Origin of the sequence: Thermospira aquatica (genome assembly GCF_023525255.1) — a bacterium.
GTDB lineage: Bacteria > Spirochaetota > Brevinematia > Brevinematales > Thermospiraceae > Thermospira > Thermospira aquatica.
Genome location: NZ_CP073355.1, coordinates 2,408,619 through 2,429,316, shown reverse-complemented (window position 1 = coordinate 2,429,316; position 20,698 = coordinate 2,408,619). Strand labels below are relative to the sequence as shown.

The 20,698-nt window shown below is 41.2% G+C and carries 22 protein-coding genes and 1 pseudogene; 12 read left to right on the top strand and 11 right to left on the bottom strand.

The features are described 5' to 3' along the window. Nucleotides 1-6: 6 nt before the first annotated feature. The 6 genes from KDW03_RS11820 to KDW03_RS11795 all read left to right on the top strand — a co-directional run bounded on the left by KDW03_RS11820 (nt 7) and on the right by KDW03_RS11795 (nt 5,087). Nucleotides 7-507, top strand: a complete 501-nt coding sequence (locus KDW03_RS11820) for a chemotaxis protein CheW (protein ID WP_271435279.1) — start codon at nt 7-9, stop codon at nt 505-507. A gap of 62 nt (nt 508-569) precedes the next feature. Beyond that, nucleotides 570-1,085 carry a hypothetical protein gene (locus KDW03_RS11815; protein WP_271435278.1) on the top strand — a complete coding sequence of 172 codons (516 nt, stop codon included), beginning with the start codon at nt 570-572 and terminating at the stop codon, nt 1,083-1,085. Then, nucleotides 1,063-2,802 (top strand): chemotaxis protein CheA, encoded by a 1,740-nt coding sequence (locus tag KDW03_RS11810; protein ID WP_271435277.1) that lies wholly within the window; start codon nt 1,063-1,065, stop codon nt 2,800-2,802. The genes KDW03_RS11815 and KDW03_RS11810 overlap by 23 nt, the downstream gene beginning before the upstream one ends. A gap of 231 nt (nt 2,803-3,033) precedes the next feature. Next, nucleotides 3,034-3,906, top strand: a complete 873-nt coding sequence (locus tag KDW03_RS11805; RefSeq protein ID WP_271435276.1) for a hypothetical protein — start codon at nt 3,034-3,036, stop codon at nt 3,904-3,906. Continuing rightward, entirely contained in the window at nt 3,907-4,404 is a 498-nt protein-coding gene (locus KDW03_RS11800) for a hypothetical protein (RefSeq protein ID WP_271435275.1), read from the top strand. Continuing rightward, a complete protein-coding gene (locus KDW03_RS11795) occupies nt 4,404-5,087 on the top strand; it encodes an ABC transporter ATP-binding protein (RefSeq protein ID WP_271435274.1) in 684 nt (227 codons plus the stop codon). The genes KDW03_RS11800 and KDW03_RS11795 overlap by 1 nt, the downstream gene beginning before the upstream one ends. Here the strand turns inward: KDW03_RS11795 and KDW03_RS11790 are convergent. The 3 genes from KDW03_RS11790 to KDW03_RS11780 are packed head-to-tail and all read right to left on the bottom strand — an operon-like array spanning nt 5,071 to nt 6,486. Continuing rightward, nucleotides 5,071-5,607: a hypothetical protein gene (locus KDW03_RS11790; protein WP_271435273.1), complete on the bottom strand. Its 537-nt coding sequence runs from the start codon at nt 5,605-5,607 to the stop codon at nt 5,071-5,073. The genes KDW03_RS11795 and KDW03_RS11790 overlap by 17 nt on opposite strands. 14 nt (nt 5,608-5,621) lie before the next feature. Then, on the bottom strand, nt 5,622-6,005 hold the full coding sequence (locus KDW03_RS11785; protein ID WP_271435272.1) for an anti-sigma factor family protein: 384 nt from the start codon (nt 6,003-6,005) through the stop codon (nt 5,622-5,624). Beyond that, on the bottom strand, nt 5,983-6,486 hold the full coding sequence (locus tag KDW03_RS11780) for an RNA polymerase sigma factor (RefSeq protein ID WP_271435271.1): 504 nt from the start codon (nt 6,484-6,486) through the stop codon (nt 5,983-5,985). Before KDW03_RS11780 ends, KDW03_RS11785 begins: the two co-directional genes overlap by 23 nt. A gap of 815 nt (nt 6,487-7,301) precedes the next feature. Here KDW03_RS11780 and KDW03_RS11775 point away from each other — a divergent pair. The 3 genes from KDW03_RS11775 to KDW03_RS11765 all read left to right on the top strand — a co-directional run bounded on the left by KDW03_RS11775 (nt 7,302) and on the right by KDW03_RS11765 (nt 11,902). Beyond that, on the top strand, nt 7,302-9,620 hold the full coding sequence (locus tag KDW03_RS11775; protein WP_408648380.1) for an alpha-amylase family glycosyl hydrolase: 2,319 nt from the start codon (nt 7,302-7,304) through the stop codon (nt 9,618-9,620). A 108-nt stretch (nt 9,621-9,728) separates the two neighbouring features. Beyond that, the gene (tmk, locus tag KDW03_RS11770; protein WP_271435269.1) at nt 9,729-10,331 is read left to right on the top strand and encodes a dTMP kinase; all 603 of its coding nucleotides are present in this window, start codon (nt 9,729-9,731) and stop codon (nt 10,329-10,331) included. Further along, the gene (locus KDW03_RS11765; protein WP_271435268.1) at nt 10,328-11,902 is read left to right on the top strand and encodes a hypothetical protein; all 1,575 of its coding nucleotides are present in this window, start codon (nt 10,328-10,330) and stop codon (nt 11,900-11,902) included. The genes tmk and KDW03_RS11765 overlap by 4 nt, the downstream gene beginning before the upstream one ends. A 576-nt stretch (nt 11,903-12,478) precedes the next feature. Here the strand turns inward: KDW03_RS11765 and KDW03_RS11760 are convergent. Then, nucleotides 12,479-13,279: an IS1595 family transposase gene (locus tag KDW03_RS11760; RefSeq protein ID WP_271435267.1), complete on the bottom strand. Its 801-nt coding sequence runs from the start codon at nt 13,277-13,279 to the stop codon at nt 12,479-12,481. A gap of 919 nt (nt 13,280-14,198) precedes the next feature. Here KDW03_RS11760 and KDW03_RS11755 point away from each other — a divergent pair. After that, nucleotides 14,199-14,759 carry a nitroreductase family protein gene (locus tag KDW03_RS11755; RefSeq protein WP_271435266.1) on the top strand — a complete coding sequence of 187 codons (561 nt, stop codon included), beginning with the start codon at nt 14,199-14,201 and terminating at the stop codon, nt 14,757-14,759. Here the strand turns inward: KDW03_RS11755 and KDW03_RS11750 are convergent. The 7 genes and pseudogenes from KDW03_RS11750 to KDW03_RS11720 all read right to left on the bottom strand — a co-directional run bounded on the left by KDW03_RS11750 (nt 14,756) and on the right by KDW03_RS11720 (nt 19,800). Continuing rightward, nucleotides 14,756-15,625, bottom strand: coding sequence for a DUF2156 domain-containing protein (locus KDW03_RS11750; RefSeq protein WP_271435265.1), 870 nt, complete (start codon nt 15,623-15,625; stop codon nt 14,756-14,758). The genes KDW03_RS11755 and KDW03_RS11750 overlap by 4 nt on opposite strands. After that, a complete protein-coding gene (gene cutA, locus KDW03_RS11745; RefSeq protein WP_271435264.1) occupies nt 15,622-15,945 on the bottom strand; it encodes a divalent-cation tolerance protein CutA in 324 nt (107 codons plus the stop codon). Before cutA ends, KDW03_RS11750 begins: the two co-directional genes overlap by 4 nt. A gap of 115 nt (nt 15,946-16,060) precedes the next feature. Continuing rightward, nucleotides 16,061-16,891: an ISNCY family transposase gene (locus tag KDW03_RS11740; protein ID WP_271435263.1), complete on the bottom strand. Its 831-nt coding sequence runs from the start codon at nt 16,889-16,891 to the stop codon at nt 16,061-16,063. A 26-nt stretch (nt 16,892-16,917) separates the two neighbouring features. After that, a complete protein-coding gene (locus tag KDW03_RS11735) occupies nt 16,918-17,235 on the bottom strand; it encodes a helix-turn-helix domain-containing protein (RefSeq protein WP_271435262.1) in 318 nt (105 codons plus the stop codon). 184 nt (nt 17,236-17,419) lie between these two features. Next, nucleotides 17,420-18,594: pseudogene (locus KDW03_RS12590) on the bottom strand (IS256 family transposase). Continuing rightward, nucleotides 18,582-18,737 carry a hypothetical protein gene (locus tag KDW03_RS12585; RefSeq protein ID WP_456300434.1) on the bottom strand — a complete coding sequence of 52 codons (156 nt, stop codon included), beginning with the start codon at nt 18,735-18,737 and terminating at the stop codon, nt 18,582-18,584. The pseudogene KDW03_RS12590 and the gene KDW03_RS12585 overlap by 13 nt, the downstream one beginning before the upstream one ends. Then, complete coding sequence (locus KDW03_RS11720) at nt 18,703-19,800, bottom strand: integrase catalytic domain-containing protein (protein WP_456300433.1); 1,098 nt, start codon at nt 19,798-19,800, stop codon at nt 18,703-18,705. Before KDW03_RS11720 ends, KDW03_RS12585 begins: the two co-directional genes overlap by 35 nt. A 302-nt stretch (nt 19,801-20,102) precedes the next feature. Between KDW03_RS11720 and KDW03_RS11715 the strand changes: the two genes are divergently transcribed. Together KDW03_RS11715 and KDW03_RS11710 are read left to right on the top strand one after the other, a co-directional pair. Continuing rightward, the gene (locus tag KDW03_RS11715) at nt 20,103-20,480 is read left to right on the top strand and encodes a ZIP family metal transporter (RefSeq protein ID WP_271435261.1); all 378 of its coding nucleotides are present in this window, start codon (nt 20,103-20,105) and stop codon (nt 20,478-20,480) included. Between the two features lie 31 nt (nt 20,481-20,511). Continuing rightward, complete coding sequence (locus tag KDW03_RS11710; protein ID WP_271435260.1) at nt 20,512-20,640, top strand: hypothetical protein; 129 nt, start codon at nt 20,512-20,514, stop codon at nt 20,638-20,640. The last annotated feature ends 58 nt before the right edge of the window (nt 20,641-20,698 follow it).

Sequence of the window (20,698 nt, the reverse complement as noted above, 5' to 3'; positions counted from 1 at the left end):
GGCGGTATGTCATATGTAAAAGAGGTGATACAAAATATTCTTGGGAAGAAAGAAATCAAAGAGGATGAGAATCTTTATTATAGTTTTCTTGTTGCGAGAGAAGGGAGCGAATACTATGCAGTTTCTATAGAGTATCTTGTGGAGGTAAGTGAAGCAAATATCCAAAATATGGTGAATATTCCTCTTGTAGATGAGTGGATACTTGGACTTTTAAATGTTCGAGGAAACATCATACCTGTGATTTCGTTGAGTAAAATATTAAATTTATCTTCTTCTAGAGAGGGGATAAAATATGCTATTATTGTAGAGAAAAATTTTCCCGTTGCTTTTGGAGTAGAGGAGATTAAAGATTTATATCAGGTGTCTTCGAAAGCGCTTAAACCCATCTTTCATTTGCAGGAGAATAAAGTATTGAATATTATATCGTATGAATTTGATATGGAAGAAAAGCAAGTGGCAAGCGTGGTAGATATTGAGGCATTGTATGATTCGGATTTTATGAAGTGAATCTATGAGTAACCACTATGGAACAGAGAAGTTCACTTTTCCTTTTTTGAAAGGAGTGTACAGTGGAAAGTAGGGAAAAGGAATATAATTTTCTTGTGACGAGAATTGAGAATTATTTTTTTAGTATTTATTATGATGAAATTAAAGAAATTAGTTTGCTTTCAAAAGAGAGGTTACAAAGAAAACGATTGGCTGATACGATGTATGAAGTTCCCCACATTTATTCAAGTAATGATGAGTGGATTCCTCTTTTGGATTTCCAGTTGTTGTTAGATGTTGAAAAAAGAAAGGTACCACAATTTGCTGCCCTTATCACTGATAATGGGAATAAAGTAAAATATGCAGTTTGTTTTCCTCATTCATTTGATGAAAAAAAGATAGCCGAAAAAGATATTTTTCTTTTTTCAGAATTTTTATTGAAAAAGCAATTTTTGCCTGTTTTTTACGGGTTGGTGTATGTTGATGGTATATCCTCGTTATTTTTAAGTTTTTGTGAAATAGTGACAGCTGTTGAAATTGTAAACGGTATTTTCTATAAGAAAAAAGGAGTTTCTTATGATTCTCACAGAAGAAATTAAGCAAATTTTTAGCCAAGAAGCTCGGAATATTTTGGGTTCTATAAATAATCTTTTGCTGGAACTTGAAAGTAATTCTGATCAAAAAGAAGTTGTTGTGGAAATAAAGAGAAAAATCCATACCCTTAAAGGGTCCAGTAGAATGATAGGAATGAATAATATTAGTAAAGTGGCTCATCAGATAGAAAATGTTTTTGAGTTTCTTGAGACAAAAGATCAGAAGATTACAAGCTCTTTTATAAATTTTATTTTACAGTGGTTGGATTGGATACAAGATACTATAGAGAAAATACCAGAAGAAACGGTTTTAGAAGAAAATTTTGAGGAGATGTTTCAGAAAAAAATTGAGGAAATTTTTAAAGAGACTTCGGAAAACCAAACAAGAGAAGAAAATGTTTCAGACAATATTCCCGTCGTTCTTCAAAAAGAAAGTCCCCAAAAGGCAGGGCAGCACATAGAAAAAAAAATAGAAGAGGTTCAGAAAAAAAAGGTCGACTATCTTTCTATAAAATTTGACAAAATTAAAACTCTTCTTGATCTTAGTAATATTTTTACCAACTACATTGGACGGTTTAGATACTTGCTAAAAAAATTACAAGATATTGATTTTGAAAATATAAATAAAAATACACTTGCTTCTCTGATAGAGATTGTAGAAAAAGTAAGAGATGAATTTTCTTATGAGTTGCATTTCTATGAATTGTATACGAAACAATTTCAAGATCACGTTTCTTCCCTTATCCTTGTGCCATTAGGAACAATTTTTAATAATTATCCAAGGCTTGTTCGAGATATCGCTGTTTCTACGCAGAAAGAAGTGAGTTTTACTATGGAAGGAGAGATGGTTGAGGTAGATAAACAGCTTATAGAGCATATTAACAATGTCCTTATTCATCTGTTAAGAAATTCTGTTGATCATGGTATAGAGTCGCCCGAAGAGCGAGTAAAGTTAGGGAAGTCACGCACTGGAAACGTTATGTTAAAGGCGTATCCTCACATGGATAGAATTATTATTGAGGTAAAAGACGATGGAAAAGGGATAGATTTAGAAAAGGTGAAGGAGAAAGCTTTACGAAATGGTATAGTTTCTCAAGAGGAAATAAATGGGCTCACAGACGAGGAAATTATGCAGTTTATTTTTAGACCAGGATTTTCTACGAGGGAAGATGTTAATGACTTTTCCGGGAGGGGTGTTGGTCTTGATGTGGTTGCGGATACCATGAAGAAATTTAATAGTGAGGTTGTAGTTCACTCTGAAAAATATAAGGGTACAACTTTTTCTTTGAGTTTTCCCCTCAATGCCTCTGTTATGTCAGTGACTATCTTTCAGATAAGGGAAGATATCTTTGCTATTCCCTCACTCAATATAGAAAAAGTTCTCCTTTTAAGTGAATCAAAGATTGCTATGATAGAAGGCGAAGAAATGCTAGAATACGAGCATAAATGGATTCCTGTGGTAGATCTTGCTAGACTTTTTTATGATATCTCTTCTCAGGAGGACATTCATAAAGAGAATATTATTATTATTTCTCATCATAATAGGGATTATGCTCTTCTTGTTGGGAGGATTATTGGGGAAAATAGAGCAGTGATAAAAAGTGTGTTTGGTATGAATAATAAGCTTGCTATAGTTGCTGGGGTTTTGACCTTAAGTAGTCGGGATGTTATTGTTTTAAATTTGTTTGAACTGATAGAAAAGTATCGGGATCGTCAGTCTTGAATACTTTATCGTTCTCGAAGGTAATTTTTTATCTTTCTTGTGGTTTTGTGAGGGTATCGTTGGTGTTACACATGCTTTGAAAAAGGCAATAAAGAGAAGGGTGTTTTTGTAAAAATTGAGGGATTTGATAAAGAAGTTTTGTGAGAGTCTTAATGAAAGGTCATCTCTATATTGACTTTTTTTCCTTTTATCTTTATGATTTAAAGAGAAAATGGAGGATAACTGGTACCGATGAAGATTACTGTTGAAGAAGCGTTACGTATTTGTGAAAAGTACGGAACAGAGGAAATCCCTATAATCATGCTGAAGGATGTTTATCTCCGGCATGGGAGTCAGGTTCTTCAGGTTTCTGCGGGTATGCGTTTTGATCCTTCACAGTATGAACTTTTTGTAGCATCCCAGGTGAATGAGATTGAAGTTGTGTTTACTGAGCGGCTTTTTGCCAAATTAGCGACGAATTTTCCCGCTAAGTACCGGTTGCCGATAGGACAGAAAAGTATTATAGAAATGGATCGACTCCTGGAGAAGATTGACGGGGCAAATGCGATGACGAAGCGTAAGCGACACGTGATTGTTCTTGATGAGTTTTATCAGAAGAATGCACAAGGTGCCTTTGATGTGGTGTTGCCGTACGGCACAGAGTTGACCTACAAAGAATGGAATATGATAAAGCAAAAGCTGAGCCGAAATGCCGTGATCAATTATCGTATTGATGAGACAGGGGTGATTGTTTTCTCTCTTCTGGATGCTCAGGATCCAAAATACCCTCAAAAATTCATGCAGTATACTGAGGTTGTAACGCTGCTGGTGGAAGGGAAAAATCTCGGGATCTCTTTAGCCCCGGATTTTTATCCTGAGGGGGATGTGTATACCATAAATGATTCTACAAAACTGTTGACAACCTATAACGATAAGAAAGTGGGGCTTATCCTTGTGGTTGATGATGAGATCAATGACGAGTACAAGCGTGTACTTGCTCAGTTGAAGACCTTTGACCGTTATGCAAAGATGTTGTTTATAAAAAAGTTTGATCCTGTCCAAAAACTGGAGATATTGAAAAGTATTAAACAAGCGTATACTCAGTTTTTGTGGCAGGAGGAATAGGTGAAAGAAAGCTCTGTCTCTGTTTTCTGGACGAATTTATTATGGCTTAATCTGAAGCGTTTTCGTAAGATGTGGTTCTGGCGGTTTCTTCTGGTAGTGGTCAATAGTGGTATTCTCTTTGTGCTCGGGCGATTGTCATCACCAATTATCTGGTGGGTCCTGTTAGGGGTGTTTGTTTTCTTTCAGCTAATTGTGGTTAATCTTAAAACCCATTTAGAGGCTCGTTCTACGGTGGTATTGTTGAGATCTCTTGGAGCTTCTCGATTTTTTCTTATAGTCAATATGTTTTTTGAGTTTCTTTTGCCGTATGTTGTTGGTTTTTTTGTAGCTACTTTTGTGTTAATGGTTATGAGGAACACAACCTTGACTGCTATGGGGAAAAATATACAAGGCTTTTTCTTTGCCTCCGGGGTAGGTTTTTTGCTGTTAGTTATCGTTATTCCCATTGCGGTACTTGTGCAGGTGTATCATCAGGAACGGTATCTTAAGGAGTTGTGATGCAGATCCGTTTGATTAATATTACGAAAGAGTACAAGGTCACGGAAGATAAAAAGCTTACTTCTCTCAAGAGGGTGAATCTGGATATTAACGAGGGCGATTACATCAGTTTGGTAGGACCTTCGGGAAGTGGGAAAACCACCCTTCTTCACACCACTCTCGGGCTCTTGCGTCCTTCGGAGGGGGAGGTTTTCTGGAATAAGGTTTCGCTTTCTCTTGCGACAGATACGACGGTCTGTGCTCTTCGGAGGCGCTTTTTTGGGATTGTGTTTCAGGAATCCCAGTTTATCGATGATCTCAGTGTTGGGGATAATATTCTTCTTCCCCTTCTTATTAATGGTATCTCTGTACGAGCAAAAAAGGAGTATTTCCGTACCCTTTGTGAAAAGCTCAAGATTTCCCATCTCCTCCATCTCTATCCTTATCAGCTGAGCGGTGGAGAAAGGAAAAAGGCAAGTATTGCCCGGGCACTTATCCATAGTCCTGAGATTCTGGTAGCTGATGAACCGACGGCGAATCTTGATGAGAAGTCTGCCCAGGAGATCTATCATATCTTCCAGAATTTGAACCAACTCGGATTAACGATTCTCGTGGCCACGCATGATATACGCTTTCGAGAATACTGTCGAGAATCGTACTCTATTCAAAATGGAGAGATTACAGGGTTTACTCATTTCCGGTAGGAGGAAGGGGAAGGCCTTTTTGTTGATTGACAAAATGCACAAATCTGAGAAGCTCTTCGGGGTTCTTTCGAGCCTCTTTGAGCCATCGTCCGGTAATGGTAAGGATTTGTTTTTCTCGTTCCCGATTGAGTGTTTCTATATCACTCATGGCCTTGCGTTGAAGAGCGAAAATTTCCCGGTTGATGTCAGTTATTTTTTCTAAAAGGTTGAGCATTTCTTGTTGTTCTGAGGGGGAGGGAAGTGGTTTCTGGCAGAGCTCAAGAAAACGTCTCTCGTACGTGGCGAGTTGTGTTTTGAGAACGGAGCTTTTGTTTCTTGTGTTTTCTGAGATTTGTTTTACTTGTGCCACGTAGTTTTGTTGCACCGAGCGCAGATCCAGGTACTGAAAAAGCATCACCTCGGTGAGAGAGGGTGGTTGTTTTGTTGCAGGGGGAAGTGGCAGGCGCATTCGTCCTCTTCCTCCCATCTGAGCGTACGTGAGAAGAGGAACAATCAAAAAGAGAATGGTTATCCGTTTCATAGAGAACTCCTTGTTTACCACAAAAGGGCAATTTCTGTATAGTAATCGATGGTCTGGGTTGTTTCCATGGTGGGCGCCGTATCAGAAAGGGTGATGACGGAAGAAGGACGGTTTAAGGTGAGGAGTCCTATACCGATACCCAGGCTGATCACGAGGGTTGCTGCTATGGCCACAACCCATCTCACGGGGTGGTTTTTGTACTCGGCAACGACGGGAGGGGTGAGAGGCTGAGGAAGTTTGTGGTGTTTCAGAGAGAGATTTCTCAGTCGCCTGGAAAACATGGCATAGTTTTGGCAGTGAGGACATGTAGCAAGATGCTCCTCTACCCACACGGCCAAAATATCTTCAGGATGCTCATCCAGAAAGTCCATGACTCTATTGCAGATTGTCTTTTCCATAGGTTTCCTCCCATAATTTGAGAAGTTTGAGTTTTGCGCGGCGGTAGTGGGACTTGGCTGTGGAGAGGTTCATTCCCAGTTTTTGTGCCAGTCCTGCAAAGTCCATCTCTTCTATGTCTCGCAAGAGAAGTACAGCCCTTTCTTCTGGCTTGAGATGGTCTAGCATGCGATAGATCCACTCCTCTTGCTCTTGTTGTTCCAGGGTGGAGTCCATTTTGTTTTCCTCTGAGAGGTTTTCCCAGCCTGTGTCATCGAGGAAAACAGCTGCGGGACGACGGGCCTGTTTTTTGGCGAGGTTGGTGATCACGCGAAGCATATATCCCAGGGCGTTGTCCATATGCTGGATCCTTGACCATCGTTTTGCTACGATCATTGCTGCTTCTTGAACAATGTCTCTCGCGTTTTCTCGTTCACGGGTATGGCTATAAGCCCATCGGTAAAAAAGGTCCTGGTTTTCGAGATAAAACCTCTCAAATTCCACCTAGTCCGCCTTGTTTTTTCTCCTCTGTATACTAAGATAAGTCTTTTGTTTTGTCAAAAGTTGCAAAAATTTCTCTCTTGATTGCATTTTTTTTCTTTTTTCTCCGTATAATAAATTATAGAAGTTGTCAAAGGGAGGTCGTGGCTATGAGAAAATGGCTCGTTTGGTTTTTAGCAATAAGTATTGTTTCGTGTGCTGTGTCAGGAGGAGGTTCTGGAGAAGTTAGTGGGGGAGAAACAGGAACTCCTCCTGGTGATACCACTCCTCCCGAGATCGTGCTTGTGAGTCCCACGAATGGACAGGTGTTGACGTCGAGTGTGATAGAGGCGCAGGGAACGGTAAAAGATAATAGCGGGATTTCTGAGGTCAGATTTTTCGTGACTACCAATCAGGCAACCTTCACGAATGTTTATTCTGCGCAGGTAAGTGGCACAAACTTTACGGTAAGTAATGTCAATCTCGACAAGGGCAATGGTGACTATATCCTCTGGGCACAGGCAAAAGATACAGCCAACAATACCGCCAGGACAGAGGCTATTACGGTTACCCTTAATGCCGCTGTAACGGTAAGTGCTGATCTTTCTTCTCCTCTTCACAAAACCAATCTCACCATTTTTACTCTCACAGGGACGGCAGCAACAACTTCTGGAAGTATTAGCGGTGTGTATGTATCCGTGAACGAAGGGGTCTATACCCTTGCTACAGGAACAGCAACCTGGAGTTATGATCTTTCTCTCTCTTCTCATGTCACTAATGTGGTAAAGGTGTATGCACAGAATAGCGGAGGGGAGAAAAGTAGCACCAATGTTTATCTTATTTTGCACGAGGGATTTTTGGCTGTGGATGAGGCTTCATGGGGTTCTGCAACGTGGGGACCAGGGGGACGTTTTGTCTCGTCAGATGAGGCTACGTTTACTGTGTATTCCAAAAATGCCACAAAAATTGTGCTGGAAATCTATCGTGTACCGTATGGGGAGGATGCTGTCTATCGCTATGAGATGGCAAAGGGCAGTGATAATTATTGGCGGGCAAAACTCAAGTATGTGACCAATGGAACGGTCTATGCGTTTCGTGCGTGGGGACCAAACTGGCCGTATGTTTCCTCCTGGCAACCGGGCACAACCGATGGTTTTCTCTCTGATGTAGACAGTCAGGGCAACCGTTTCAATCCCAACAAGGTACTCTATGATCCCTGGGCTTGTGAGATTACCCATGATAGAAATAATCCTACTGCTTTGGCAAGCGCAGGAGTGGATGGCAACGTCTATGGAACGGGGAGTTATGTTTATAATGGTAAACCCAGGCGAGCATGGGATACAGGAAAAGTTGCTCCCAAAGCCTACCTTATTTTGGATAGTACCCCATATGGCACAAAACCTAATATTCCGGAGAAGGATAGTATCATTTATGAGGCGCATGTGCGAGGACTTACCAAACACCCTTCAAGTGTGAATCTCGCTACGATTCTGAGTGGTTTTTCTGGGTTTGAAAGTGTCGTGGGAGTTCCCGATCAGTATCGTGGAACCTACAAGGGAGCAGCGTACATGGCAAAATACCTCAAGGCACTTGGGTATACCGCAATCGAGCTTCTTCCTGTCCATGAGACGGACAACGACCACAATCCTGATAATCAGTCAGGGGGAAATTTCTGGGGATATATGACGTACGGCTATTTTGCTCCGGATAGGCGCTATGCGTATGATAAGTCTCCTGGGGGTCCAACAAGGGAATTTAAAGAGATGGTACAGGCGTTTCACAATGAGGGGCTTGAGGTCTACCTGGATGTGGTGTACAATCACACTGGGGAGGGAGGCCTCTGGGGAGATACCAATACGGCCGAGCTTACCTGTTTTCGGGGTTTTGACAATAGTGAATTCTATGCCCTCGTGCAAAATCAGCCATGGTACTACTGGGAGAGCACAGGATGTGGAAATAACTTTGGTACGTCAAAGCAGGTGGTAAAGGATCTGATTACCAATTCGCTTGTGTATTGGAGTGACGTGATGGGAGTGGATGGTTTTCGTTTTGATCTTGCTCCCGTGCTTGGAAGGGATCAAGTCTCGAATTTTAACAGTAGCGCCCAGCTTCTTCTGGATATTGCGGCTATTGGGGCAGCAAAAAATGTGAAGATGATTGCTGAGGCATGGGATATAAGCGCCTATCAGGTGGGAAATTTCCCTTCAGGATGGGCTGAGTGGAATGGACGCTACCGCGATCAGGTGCGGCGCTTTCTGAAAGGGGATGGGAATACGACGGGGGACGATTCTAACCCAGCTTTTGTTCAGGTGGTGAATGGGGACTATGGCTATTTTAATGATAATGGTGGTCCCCACAAGTCTATAAACTTTCTGGTAGCTCATGACGGATTTACCCTGATGGATCTGGTAAGTTATAACACAAAAAATAACAGCGTTCTCTGGCCCTTTGGTCCTTCGGATGGGGGTAGTGACAATAATGATTCCTGGGATAGCGGGAGTGATCAACCTCTTCGCCGGAAGAGGCTTCGCAATTTCTGGGTGATTCAGATGTTTTCTCGGGGAGTACCAATGACAGTGTACGGGGATGAATTTGGTCGAACGCAAAACGGGAACAACAACCCCTACAATGTGGATAGTGTTGCCACATGGAATAACTACAACATGATTAATACCGATAGTCCCCATTTGGTTTCTACAGGGGGAAGTGGTATTTCCTATCACAACAACTATGGCACGGATAACGCGACAGGAGATCTCAATGGTAAAAATGATCTTTTCCTCTTTGCTCGTAAGGTGATCCAGCTTCGAAAAAACCATGTGGCTTTACGGCAAAGTGATTATTCGGTTGTTTATGAGTTTAAAAAGGAGGATGGAGCTGCCGCCCTCTCATGGGGAGACCGTTGTGTGTGGCTGCGGATTCATGGAAGTAGTGTGGGGGATAGTGATTTTCTTGTGTTTATCAATATGTGGACGAGTCTGGTAAACTACACCGTACCTTCTGCTTCTGTTGGGAGGAAATGGGTTCGGATCATTGATACCGATTCCTGGGCTGAACCAAACAATAACTACTGGGATGTATCGAATGCCACGCAAATTACGGGTATTTATGGGGTTAATCCCTGGAGTATTGTTGTTTTGCAGGAGGTTCCTCAGTAAGAATGTGTGGGTTTTCGGGGTATCCAGTAAAGGATACCCCGATTTTTTTGAGAAAAATTGCAACCCAATCTATAATATAGGACCATATTTTTTTAAGGATGAAGGAAAGTGTTTGTTGTTTTTGAGGGGATTGAAGCCTCGGGAAAGTCTACCCAGGCAAAACTCTTGTATGAGAGGCTTATCCGGGAGGGATGGGGTGCCATTCTGACGCATGAGCCTGGGGATACTCCTGTGGGGAAAAAACTGCGGGAGATTGTCCTTTCTGAGCCAATGGATAGACTTACTGAACTTTTACTTTTTCTTGCTGATAGGAGGGAGCATGTGATGAGGGTCATTGCTCCGGCACTTCATGAAGGGAAGGTGGTTTTGTGCGACCGTTATCTCTATTCGACGGTTGCCTACCAGATGTATGGGCGTGGGTTGAGAAAAGAGTTCGTAGATGAGCTTCACACTGAAATAGTAGGGAATATTTTTCCCCGGCGGGTGTATCTGCTGGATATTGATGTTGAGGAGGCATTTCGGCGAAAAAAGGGAACGCTGGATAGGATCGAACAGGAATCGCTTGCGTTTCACCAGCGTGTGAGGGAAGGATTCCTAGATATGGCGAGAAGGGATCCTGTGTTCTGTGTGCTGGATGGGAAAGAGCAAGTTGAAACTCTCCATGAAAAAATCTGGGGGGATTTCCATAGGTTTTTAAAGGAGGAGAAATGATGACCTCAGTTGCGGAACTCTTTCGCAACGGTTGTGCAAAGGTAGAATGGGAGACCCATCTTTTAGATCAGCAATGGCCGACGCTTGAGATGGCGAGACTCGCGGCAAAAATCGAGGATCAGTTTTACTGGTACTGTTTTGTGCGGAATTTTCGATGGCCATGGGGAAGAGAGTTTTTTTATCGTCGGGCAAAGAAAAAGCATCCCCAGGATTTTCCTCAGATTATTCAGTGGGATCATTTGAGGCTTGAGAATCTGGGAGAGCTTGTTCCAGGGAATCTTCTCTCACAGACGGATCTGTTGGGGTATATTTGTGATATTTCTTCAAATTTTCCACCTGAGCTGGGAACATCACCTACGCCTCTTATGGTGGAGTGGCTGCCTCTCAAACAGGCACTCAATGATGTGATTGGAGCGTTTCAAAGGTTGGCAAAGAAGCCTTCGTGGTTGGGGGATCTGGAAAATCTTAGTATAGATTTCGCGTATTGTTATGATCTTTTGGTGTATCTTGGTCAATTGTGGCAGTATGCATCTCAGAATAAAAAGAGTTTTCTTCGGTCGGGGCATGTTTTTTGGTGGGTTGAGCAGAGTTATCTTTTAGGAACGAATATCTACGAGATTCTGAAGCGCGAGGGGATACTGGCTGTTTCTGTAGGAAATCAGACGTTGTATGCGGTTTTTCAGAGCTGGCTTGAGAAGATGCGGCGATTTCGTCTCGGGGTTCTGGTGGATATGTATGGGCCGGTATTCCTTGATCGGGCGTTAAGGATTGTTCTCGAAGGGGAAGAAATAAGTATTCGGGATATTTCTCCACTTCCCACCACGTGGATTTCAAAGCTGATGGACAGGCTTTTTCCTATGGCGGTATTGCCGCGTATTGCTACGGTAAAACATGGGAATAAAACTCCAGAACTTCCTCAAAAAAGGCTGGAAGAGGTTGTGGAAGAGGTAGCAAATCGTCCATCCTCTGAAGAACTCAATTGGGATTTGGTTGTTTTTGAGGCGAAAGAGTTTGTCAGGATGAGGCAGCTTCTTAAGGATTTTGTGACAATGATGGTGGCAGATCTTTCTCCTCACTATAATGCAGTGGGGGAACTGGTTGAAAGCAAGCATCGTTTTGACCAGTTTGATGTTCCCCCACTGATGCGTCGACTTGAGAGGGAACGTTTCATCCTTAAAGGGAAGATTAGGGGGCTCTCTCCTCTGGAGTTAGCAGAAAAAGATGAGCTGGTTATTAAGTCAACGCACTGGTTGTATGACAGGATCCACGATCTTCTAGAGAGGTATGTTTTTTCTCAGTCTGGTGTGAGGGGGGAGATGGGAAAACATTTTATTGAGGAGCTTGAAGGGCTGTTTACTACCTCGAGTGAAGAGTATAATGAGATTCGCAAATACGGGACTTTTGCCCAGTTCCGGTTTAATGTGAGACGAATTTTTTCTTCGGTTTCTCTTCAATCGAAATATCTTTCTCATATTCAGCAGATGGAACAGTCTCTTTCGAGATTGAAGGAGCTTCTTGCTCATGAAGAGGTGAGGTTGATGAAGGGGGGATCAAGTACGTTGAATTATTGATGTTAAAAAGAGGCTGGGGGATGGTAGGGGATTTTGGGGCCTTGCTCTTTCCTTGTTGCAGTGGGGGACAAGGGGATTTGGGGGACAGCTATTACTTTGTTGCAGTGAGATTTTCCAATAAGGTGACTGTGATAAGGAAAGAGCGGGGATTTTGGAGTTTTCTTTTTTCTCCAAAAGTATCGTCGGGGGATGGTAGTATAGACGCTGCTCTTACCTTGTTTCAGTTTTTATAATTCTGGAGACTGTGAAAAGGTAATAGCTACTCTCAAAAAAAAACACGAAGAGGAAATTGGTGAAAGGTTTCACCTGAGAAAAAAGATGCTATTACTCTTTTACAGTCTTGGATCAGAGGAAAAACTGTGAAAAAGGAATAGCAAGAACGTTTTTTTCACTGCAACAAGGAAAGAGCAGAGGTTTTTTATCCCTTTTTCCACTTCTTTTTTTTAAGAAAAACACTTTTTTGCCTTTTTCGTAGAGGACAACGAAAAGTTTTCCAAAAAAACAAAAGGAAACAAAAACTTTTAGTTTTCTATTTGACAGACGCAGGAAATGTGTTGAGAAAGAAAAAACGAAAACCTACGCCCAGATGGGAAGAATAAGCGGCTCGGTGACGAGTTTTTTCCACGGGAGAAGCTGGCGACGTTTGCCAAGCCTTCTTAAAAGCTCCTCAAGCCTGGAAGAAACCCCCTCGATGTTAAACCGAAAGCAAAACTCATCAAGATAGCGCTGCATGTGCTTTCGACAACCATAGTGATAGACGTCTTCAAGAAGGTTTTTCAACCCATCGTTAAGGTGGGAAAGCCAGGGTGTTCTTTTTTCCACCGAGGTGTGGCGGAAAAGCTTGCCAAAAAAGTCTGAAATCCAGTGATGACTTACATCATCTACAAGATGGATGTGAAGTTTAGAAGGGGTATCATCCGCATCAATTTCGACAACCTGCATGGGGGAAAAGTTTTTTCTTTGGCGGCGTTTGATGCCGGAGAGAAAGAAAAAGGTTTTGACAAGCTTTCGGAGGGATTTCGTGTGATGGCGAGTGGTAAGCCGCATAAGGCTTCGCAGTTTTTGAAGAAGAAGCCAGCTTGCCTTGTAGCTGATATGAAGAAGTTTCGAGAGTTTGACGGCGTTTATGCCACCATCCTGGCAGACAAGAAACATGGCAGAAAGCCAGATTTTTGGCGAAAGGTGACTTTTTCGCATGATGGACTGGCTTTTTAAGGAAAATTGTCTGCCACACTTGGGGCACTGATACACGAGCCGGCACGAGAGAAGATGCGCCTTTGCCTTACACCGTGGGCAAATAGGTCCCTCTGGCCAGAGGGTTTTTTCGAGAATCTGGTAAGATTCTTTTTCTGAGAGTGTGAAAAAATCCTTTTCCATGGTTTTCTCCTTAGAGGAATTTTTTCATACTATATATATCGAAAATTTTTAGTTATATTTGTCAAGAAAAATGTTTTGTTTTTTTAAAAAAGGAGATTGTAAGAAAAGTTATTAGTTGAGAGAAAAATGCTCTTACCTTGTTGCAGTGTGTGGGACAAGAGATTTCCTAAGGTCGGGTAAGAGAAAGTTTTTTCTTTACTGCAACATGGTAAGAGCAAATCTCAAAGTAAGTGAGATTGTAAGAGGGCATATAAAGATTAAACGTTTAAGCTGGAGTTTTCGACATAAGCTCTTCCCTTTTTGCAGTATTATCGCGAGGTTTACCACTGTGAAAAAGTAATAGCTGGAATTTTTCCCACTGTGACAAGGTAACGGCAAGAGTTTTTTCCTGCAACAAGGGAATAGCTTAGGATCCTTACTGTGATATGGTAAGAGCTAGCACGGTTTCTAGACTGCAACAAGGTAATAGCCTACATGGGAGGGACACTGCGACAAGGTAATAGCTATAGCTCCCTCTTCCCACTGCAACAAGGTAATAGCTCCCATAACAGACACACTGCAACATGGTAAGAGCAATACACCTTCCCAACACACCACTGCAACATCGTCATAGCTTTCCCTACTTTCCCACCACCCATAGGACATTTAAAAAATTTAAACAGCAGCCATTGAAAAGGGAAGAAAGTAGCATCGTTCTTTTGAAAAAAATTTTTTATGCAAAATGGCTCAAATCGCTTGACTTTTTTCAAAAAATTGCGTAATATATTTGTGCACCAAACGTCAATAAGTAATAGTATATCGCACCTCCGCTAACGGGCGGCACCTTTTGAGGGCCGCCCGTTGGTATTTTAAGAGTTTTCTTGACTTTTTCAAAAAATCTTTCTATTATGATCCTAACTGTATAATCCTGGAGGTTTGTATGGTGTCCGAAATTCTCGAAAAACGCCGTTCCTATCGTTCACTTGACGCTGTCTCTTTTTCAGATGAAGATGTCAAAAGATTAGCGCATGCCGCATCTCTTATGCCCTCGTGTTTCAATAATCAACCATGGCGCTTTATTTTTATACGATCAAAAAAGCTTCTTGAAGGTCTCAAATCGGTTTATAGCAAAGGAAATGAGTGGGCATATAGAGCTTCGATGGTGGTTGCAGTGGTTACTCGCAACAAAGATGATTGTCAACTTCAAGGGAAAAACTACGCTGAATTTGACACAGGAATGGCTGTGGGAGCGATGCTTCTCCTTGCTACAGAAATGGGGTATGTATTTCATCCTATAGCAGGATTTGATACTGCGAAAGCAAAGGAGCTTCTCGGTATTCCGGAGGACATGACGTTGATTACTCTTATTATTTGCGGCAAAAAGAGTCCTACGATTCATCCCGAGCTTCTGGAACATCAAATAAAGGCGGAGCAAGAGAGGCCTATCCGTAAACCGCTTGAAGAATTTGCCTTTGGTGACAGGTGGGGCAATCCCCTTTAGGGTATCTCATAACGATATTTTTTTATCATTTTTAAAGGGGCATAACTCTTTTTCGCTTTTCTTAAGCCTTCAAGACCGAGGTCCTGCTCACGATTTACAAAAAGATAGGATGGTGCGATAATATGCTGTGCCATTTGTTGATTAATCATCTGATAGACGCCAATATAAGAAGTGTCTGCTTTTTCACAGTGGGTCACAAAGGTCGTTTCGTTAAGTTTTTCTCCAAAACTAAACGCAACAACCTTGTCTTCTACAAGAAGCACTCCCCCCTCTAGGTGAAAATCTCTGGCACAATCAAGAAGAAGAAGGGTAGCCTCGTATTCTTCTCTGACACCTGGTATTTCTTGCTTTTCTGCAAGCCAGTGGTCAAGAAGTTTTTTGCAACCTTCAAGATAATTCGCCGTGAAGGGAATAAATTTCCAGTTGGGATAATTTTGGATAAATTTACGGACAAAGGCACGTTTTCCATCAAGTCTCCATCCTTTAAGTTCAGCCAGTTGGGAGGCCTTATAAATATAATCAAAATGTTCTCGTTGGGGATGAAGTACACCATGATGGGGAAGAAAACGTTTTGCCCATTCGGGAATACGAACAATAGCCATGATGTTCTCTGAATGAGCTATCTCTATCACTTCCTTGAAGATTTGTTCACAGTCTTGAAAACCTACGGGAGGAAGAAGAACGGTTTCTCCGTTTTCTTCACGAATGAGAAGGGCTCCCTCTTTGTATGGTTGCCAGCGAATATTTTGAGCTTTTTGCCAGATGAAGAGATTGGTAAACGTAAACTCTGAAATCTTTGGCTGCATCTGACGAAACCATCTATCAAAAAGGATTTTGTCTTCTTTGGTGAAAGAACTCCAGCTCATACGTTTTTTCCTTTGAGAGTATTGTCTATCCACTTACCATAGAGGGGAAAGGCCTTATCTACAGGTATGAGAAGAATCTCTGGTATTTCATAAGGATGATTATTTCGGATGAGATTTTCAATGCGGGAATAGTATTTTTTCTGGGTCTTTATAAGCATGAGTATTTCTTTTGCCGTTTCTTTCTTCCCCTGCCAGATGTAGTATGAAGTAATGGGAAAAAGCTGAATGCAGGCGGCAAGTTTTTTTTCAAGGAGGAGGTTGGCGATGTTTTTTGCGTTTTCTTCGGTATCTATACTTGCCATGACGATAGCGTATTTCATAGGTTCTCCTTTATTGATTATACGATAAAAATGTTTTTTTTACAAGTAAAGAGAATATTTTTCTGTCAAATAAATTAAAATGTCACCTTTTTATTGAAATAGAAATGTCACTTTTTTATGCCGAAACTCTACGACCATAATCATCTATTTCAAAAAAGTTCAATTCGATATTTTTCTTAAAAATATGTATACTTCCATCAAGCCAGGTTTTTAAGATAACATTGTCCCCGGGTTTTATGGCTATAGGTTGTTTCTTTTCAATCTGGTATATTCTTTTAGAAAACTTTATTGTATAATCTCTATAGACTTTGCACTCGGCCGTATAACAAACATAGTTCCTTAAGTCCTGATCAGGCATTAATGCAATATGAAAATCTTCATCCGACAGAGGTTTTTTACTAAATTTTCGGTTATTCTTTTCCCAGTAATATTCTTTCAAAAAACAATTGGCACTGTCAATATCCTTTATGTTTTTTAGTTTCATTTCTGCTATTAACCTGTCCTGATGGATCCCATTCCATCTCTCTACGCGTCCTTTTGCCTGGGGACTATGGGCATATATCATTTCTATCCCCAGCCTATGGCAGACCTCTCCAAACTTTGTTAGAGGCAATTTCCCTGCAAGCTGTTCTTCTATGGTCGCTTCCCGTTTCGTATAGAACAGGCTTTTATAATCACAATAGATAGAATAAGGAATACCGTATTTCATTATCCAGTCAAACAAACATTGCAGCGCTACTTGTGTCGTTTCTCCTGTGTCGAAAAGACCGTAAGATGTGCCTGTAGCATCATCCACCATATTCATCAGACAGACTTCTTTGCCTGTCCCAAACCAGTCGTGAATGCTGCCGTCCATTTGAATCATTTCTCCAAAATGCTCTTTTCTCGGCCTTCTGGTACGGTGTTTCGCAGTTTTTCTTATTTTCTTCCACAATCCTGTTTCCATCATCCATAAACGAAGCGTTGATGCTCCTATTTTATATGATGTTCCTCATAAAGCTTTTCAGCTATAAATGTCGGCTTAAAACCTTTATAATTATTCCGTACTATCTGCATAATTTTCTCTTTGATATCACTGCTAATTCTGTGATTCCCCGGTTTGCCTATTAATTTGTGATTGAGGGCTTCATCACCCTTTGATAAATATTCTTTAAAAATTCGAATAAGTTGCCTTCTGCAAATCCCCAGTATTATTGCAGCATCTTTCTGCTTGATTTTCTTGTTCTTTACCATCTCCAGTATTTTTGCCCTCTTCTGTGCTTTAAGTGTCATCGTTATCACCTCTCTCATCTGCAACCTCTCGTTTTTTTAGTTGCAGTATTTTAAAAGGTGACATTTCTATTTGCACAAAGTGTGACATTTTAAATTGTTTTCGACAGTAAAGAGAATATTTTTTATAAATCTTAAAAGGTTTATGGTTAGGAGAAAAGAGAAAATCGTCTAGGTTACATTGTGTCAAGAAAATTGTGTCTAGTCATAGGATAACCTCGCTGTGAATATTTTCTTTGGTGTATGAGTGTTGCTCACGATAGAGTTGAAAGTAATACTCCCAATTTTTTAACTTTCTTTTTAAGAACTTCTCATTTTGGTATCTTAATAACAGGTAAAGATATTTCTCAGCTGAAGCCTCGCTTTGACACATTTCCATTGTTTTTAATCTCCTTTTAAGTTCTTTAAAGAGTCTTTCCAGGGCATTGTTTGTATACACCATGCTTCGTATTCCTTCAGGTAATTCCATGTAAGTGAATATATTCTCTCTTATTGTCAAGAGGTTATTCATTAAGTTGGGATAGATATTTTTCCATTTTTGTGTAAATTTCATAAACAATTGTTCTGCCTCCTGTTTGTCTTTGGCATGAAATACCTCTTTTATTTCAGTGGCAATGATATTTCTGTGTTGAACTCTCACTTTAGCCAGTATGTTTCTCATGACATGGACTACACAGGGCTGATACTTTGGGGATATATTTCTGTTATGACGTTTTCATACCACTTAAGCCATCAGAGACAATAAAATGAATCTGTTTGACACCTCTTTCTCTTATATCTAAGCAAAATTTCCCGCCAGTTATAAGCACTTTCCATGCCTCCTGGCAGGTAGTATCCTAAAATCTCCGTCTTCCCTCAGGTGTAATGCCTATAGCTACATATATTGATTCATTTTCTACCCTGTCTCTCTTGATAGGAAACACCATAGCATCCAGAAATACCACGGCATATTCTTCCATGAGAGGGCGACTACGCCACTTCTGAATCTCTTCTATGCCTACCTGGCTTATCCTTGAGATGTTAGCATAAGAAATCTTTATTTCATAAAGCTCTTTTAAAACTTCTGCTTCCTTGTTGACATTCCTGATATCAACATAGCCCTGATTAATGCATCTAAGTCTTCTGTGATGCGCTTGCGATAGGGAAGAAGGGCACTTTTAAATCCATTATCCCTTGTTCTTGGAACACGTATGGCTGTAAGCTCGCCAAAAGCTGTCTTTAAATCCCTTTCGTAAAAGCCATTGCCTTTTGTGGGAGGATTGTTTTCCAGGTAAATCTCTTCCTCTTTTAACATACTCTAATACTTCCCGTTGCGTCAAATAAAAAAGTACTCGAAATTCGAATCATTGCCTCATAAAAAAAAGTACTCAAAAATTCCATACAGTTTCCTCCAAATTTTTGTTTTTTACATTCTTTTTCTTTTGAAGGCTGAAAAGTTTTCTCTGGCAAGCCGTAATTTTTTGTCTTAGGTGAAACAAATCGAGAGCCTTATAAAGCCTTGTTAGGCTCCTTTTGTGCCTCACTTACATAAGAGCTTTCTAAAAGCCGCTGGTAGGGAGTTTTAATATCATCATGCTTCTTTTGCACCTTGCTTCCGATTCTCTTTTTCTCTGTCATTTTCATAACCGGTTGAAAAAAGTTGGTATACAGTCGAAGATAGGCATAGAGTTGGTTCAAGTAGTAGACTTCTTCCTCGGTATCGTAGCGGAAGTATCCAACATTCTGGCGGACTATGGAATAGTTTTTCTGCTCAACGTAGCAGTTATCATTGGAACGGGAGCTTCTCCCCCTTGTAAATTTTATCTGGTTCTTCTCACACCAATCACGCAGAGGATGATTAATAAATTCAGCACCGGTATCAGAATCAATTCCCCGTAAATCAAAAGGAAGTCTTTTGACTTTTTCTATGGCTTCTCTTACCCATTTTGAAGCTTTGTTTTTGATTGCCACAAGTTCTGTCCAACCGCTCCAAACATCCACCATATTTAATGTTTGAGCAAAATCTCCCCGGCTATTTCCTCCCTCATGGGCAACCAGATCAATCTCCATAAAACCAGGGCAATTTTCATCCCACTCTGCCCACGTGCGTATAGCTATTTGTTGCTTTAATAGCGTTCCAGGCTTTGTACCTTTTCGTCCTTTTATCTCAAGCTTTTTACGCTCATGTTTCAAAAGTCGGTCAATACTTGAGGCACTTATATGGCGCAAGTGTTCTATAGCCTGTGGAGAACCGTGGAGATGTCCGTTTGCTAAGAGATTATCTAAAACTTCATTTAAAATTGGCTTTAAACGTTTGCCACACATGTTTTTCAATTTCCCAGACCTTTTTAGAAGTTTTAGTTCCTCTTCGCCGAATTTTTTCTTTCTGCCAGGTCTTTTGCCCTTCTTGGCTATGTCGGCTTTAAGGTAATTTTTCTTGCCTACATAGATGGTTTTTCCGTGCTGCCTCAAGAGCCTGGCGGCATAGTTTCGATTTTTTAGGCCTGTTATCCTCACAAAATAATCCAGTATCTCCATTTTTTCCTTTTTGCTGGCTTTTTGATACTCTTTCGCCGTTTCCCTGTAAATAGGTCTCCTTTCAAACATCGCTAACTCCACCTTGTACCTCCAGTTCTTTGAACTGGATTATTTTACACAAATTTAAAGTACTTTTTTATTTTGAAGCAACGTTCCCTTTTCGAGTACTTTTATTATGAAGCAATTCGATCTCTTGACAAATGATGCAAAATAGTGTATACTGTACTTCCTTCATGGAGTACGTTCCGTGAAGAGGCTGGACCGCTAGCTCGGTAGGTAGTGCCTCGGCAATGTGAAGGGGCCTTGATGGAGTTGGAGAGATCTCATTCTGGCTTATCCGTGAGGGTAAGCCGTTTTTTTTAGGAGGGAGTATGCATCCGCTTTTTCTTGCTTTGCTGGCGACCTTGTTTACGTGGGGGATGACTGCTCTGGGAGCAGGCCTTGTGCTGGTAACTCCACGGATGAGTCAGAAGTTTCTTGATGCCATGCTGGGATTTGCTGCGGGTGTGATGATCGCGGCGAGTTTCTGGTCGCTTCTTTTGCCAGCCCTTGAGCTTGCTGAGGAAAGTGGTCAGATCCCCTGGTTGGTGGCGGGGATGGGCTTTGTCCTTGGGGGTGTTTTTTTACGGCTTGCTGATAATTTTCTTCCGCATCTTCATATTGGGCTCCCTGAAAGTGAGAAAGAGGGTTTTCCCACTCACTGGAAAACCAACGCTTCTTGGTGTATAAGGTTCAATTCCTGGCAATAATATTTCCTGAGGGACTGGTAGTAGTAGGAGGGTGCTTCGGGATCTTTCTGGGGATTCGTATAGCCAAGAGTCTCAGCAAAAGGGAAATTCGGATATTGCAACGATGGGTACGATGCTGGGGTTTCTGGTGATGATGGTTCTCGATGTTGCTTTATCATAAAAAAAATTGCAAAAAAGAATTTTTGTTTGTACAATAAAAATGCCTGATGGTACAAAGG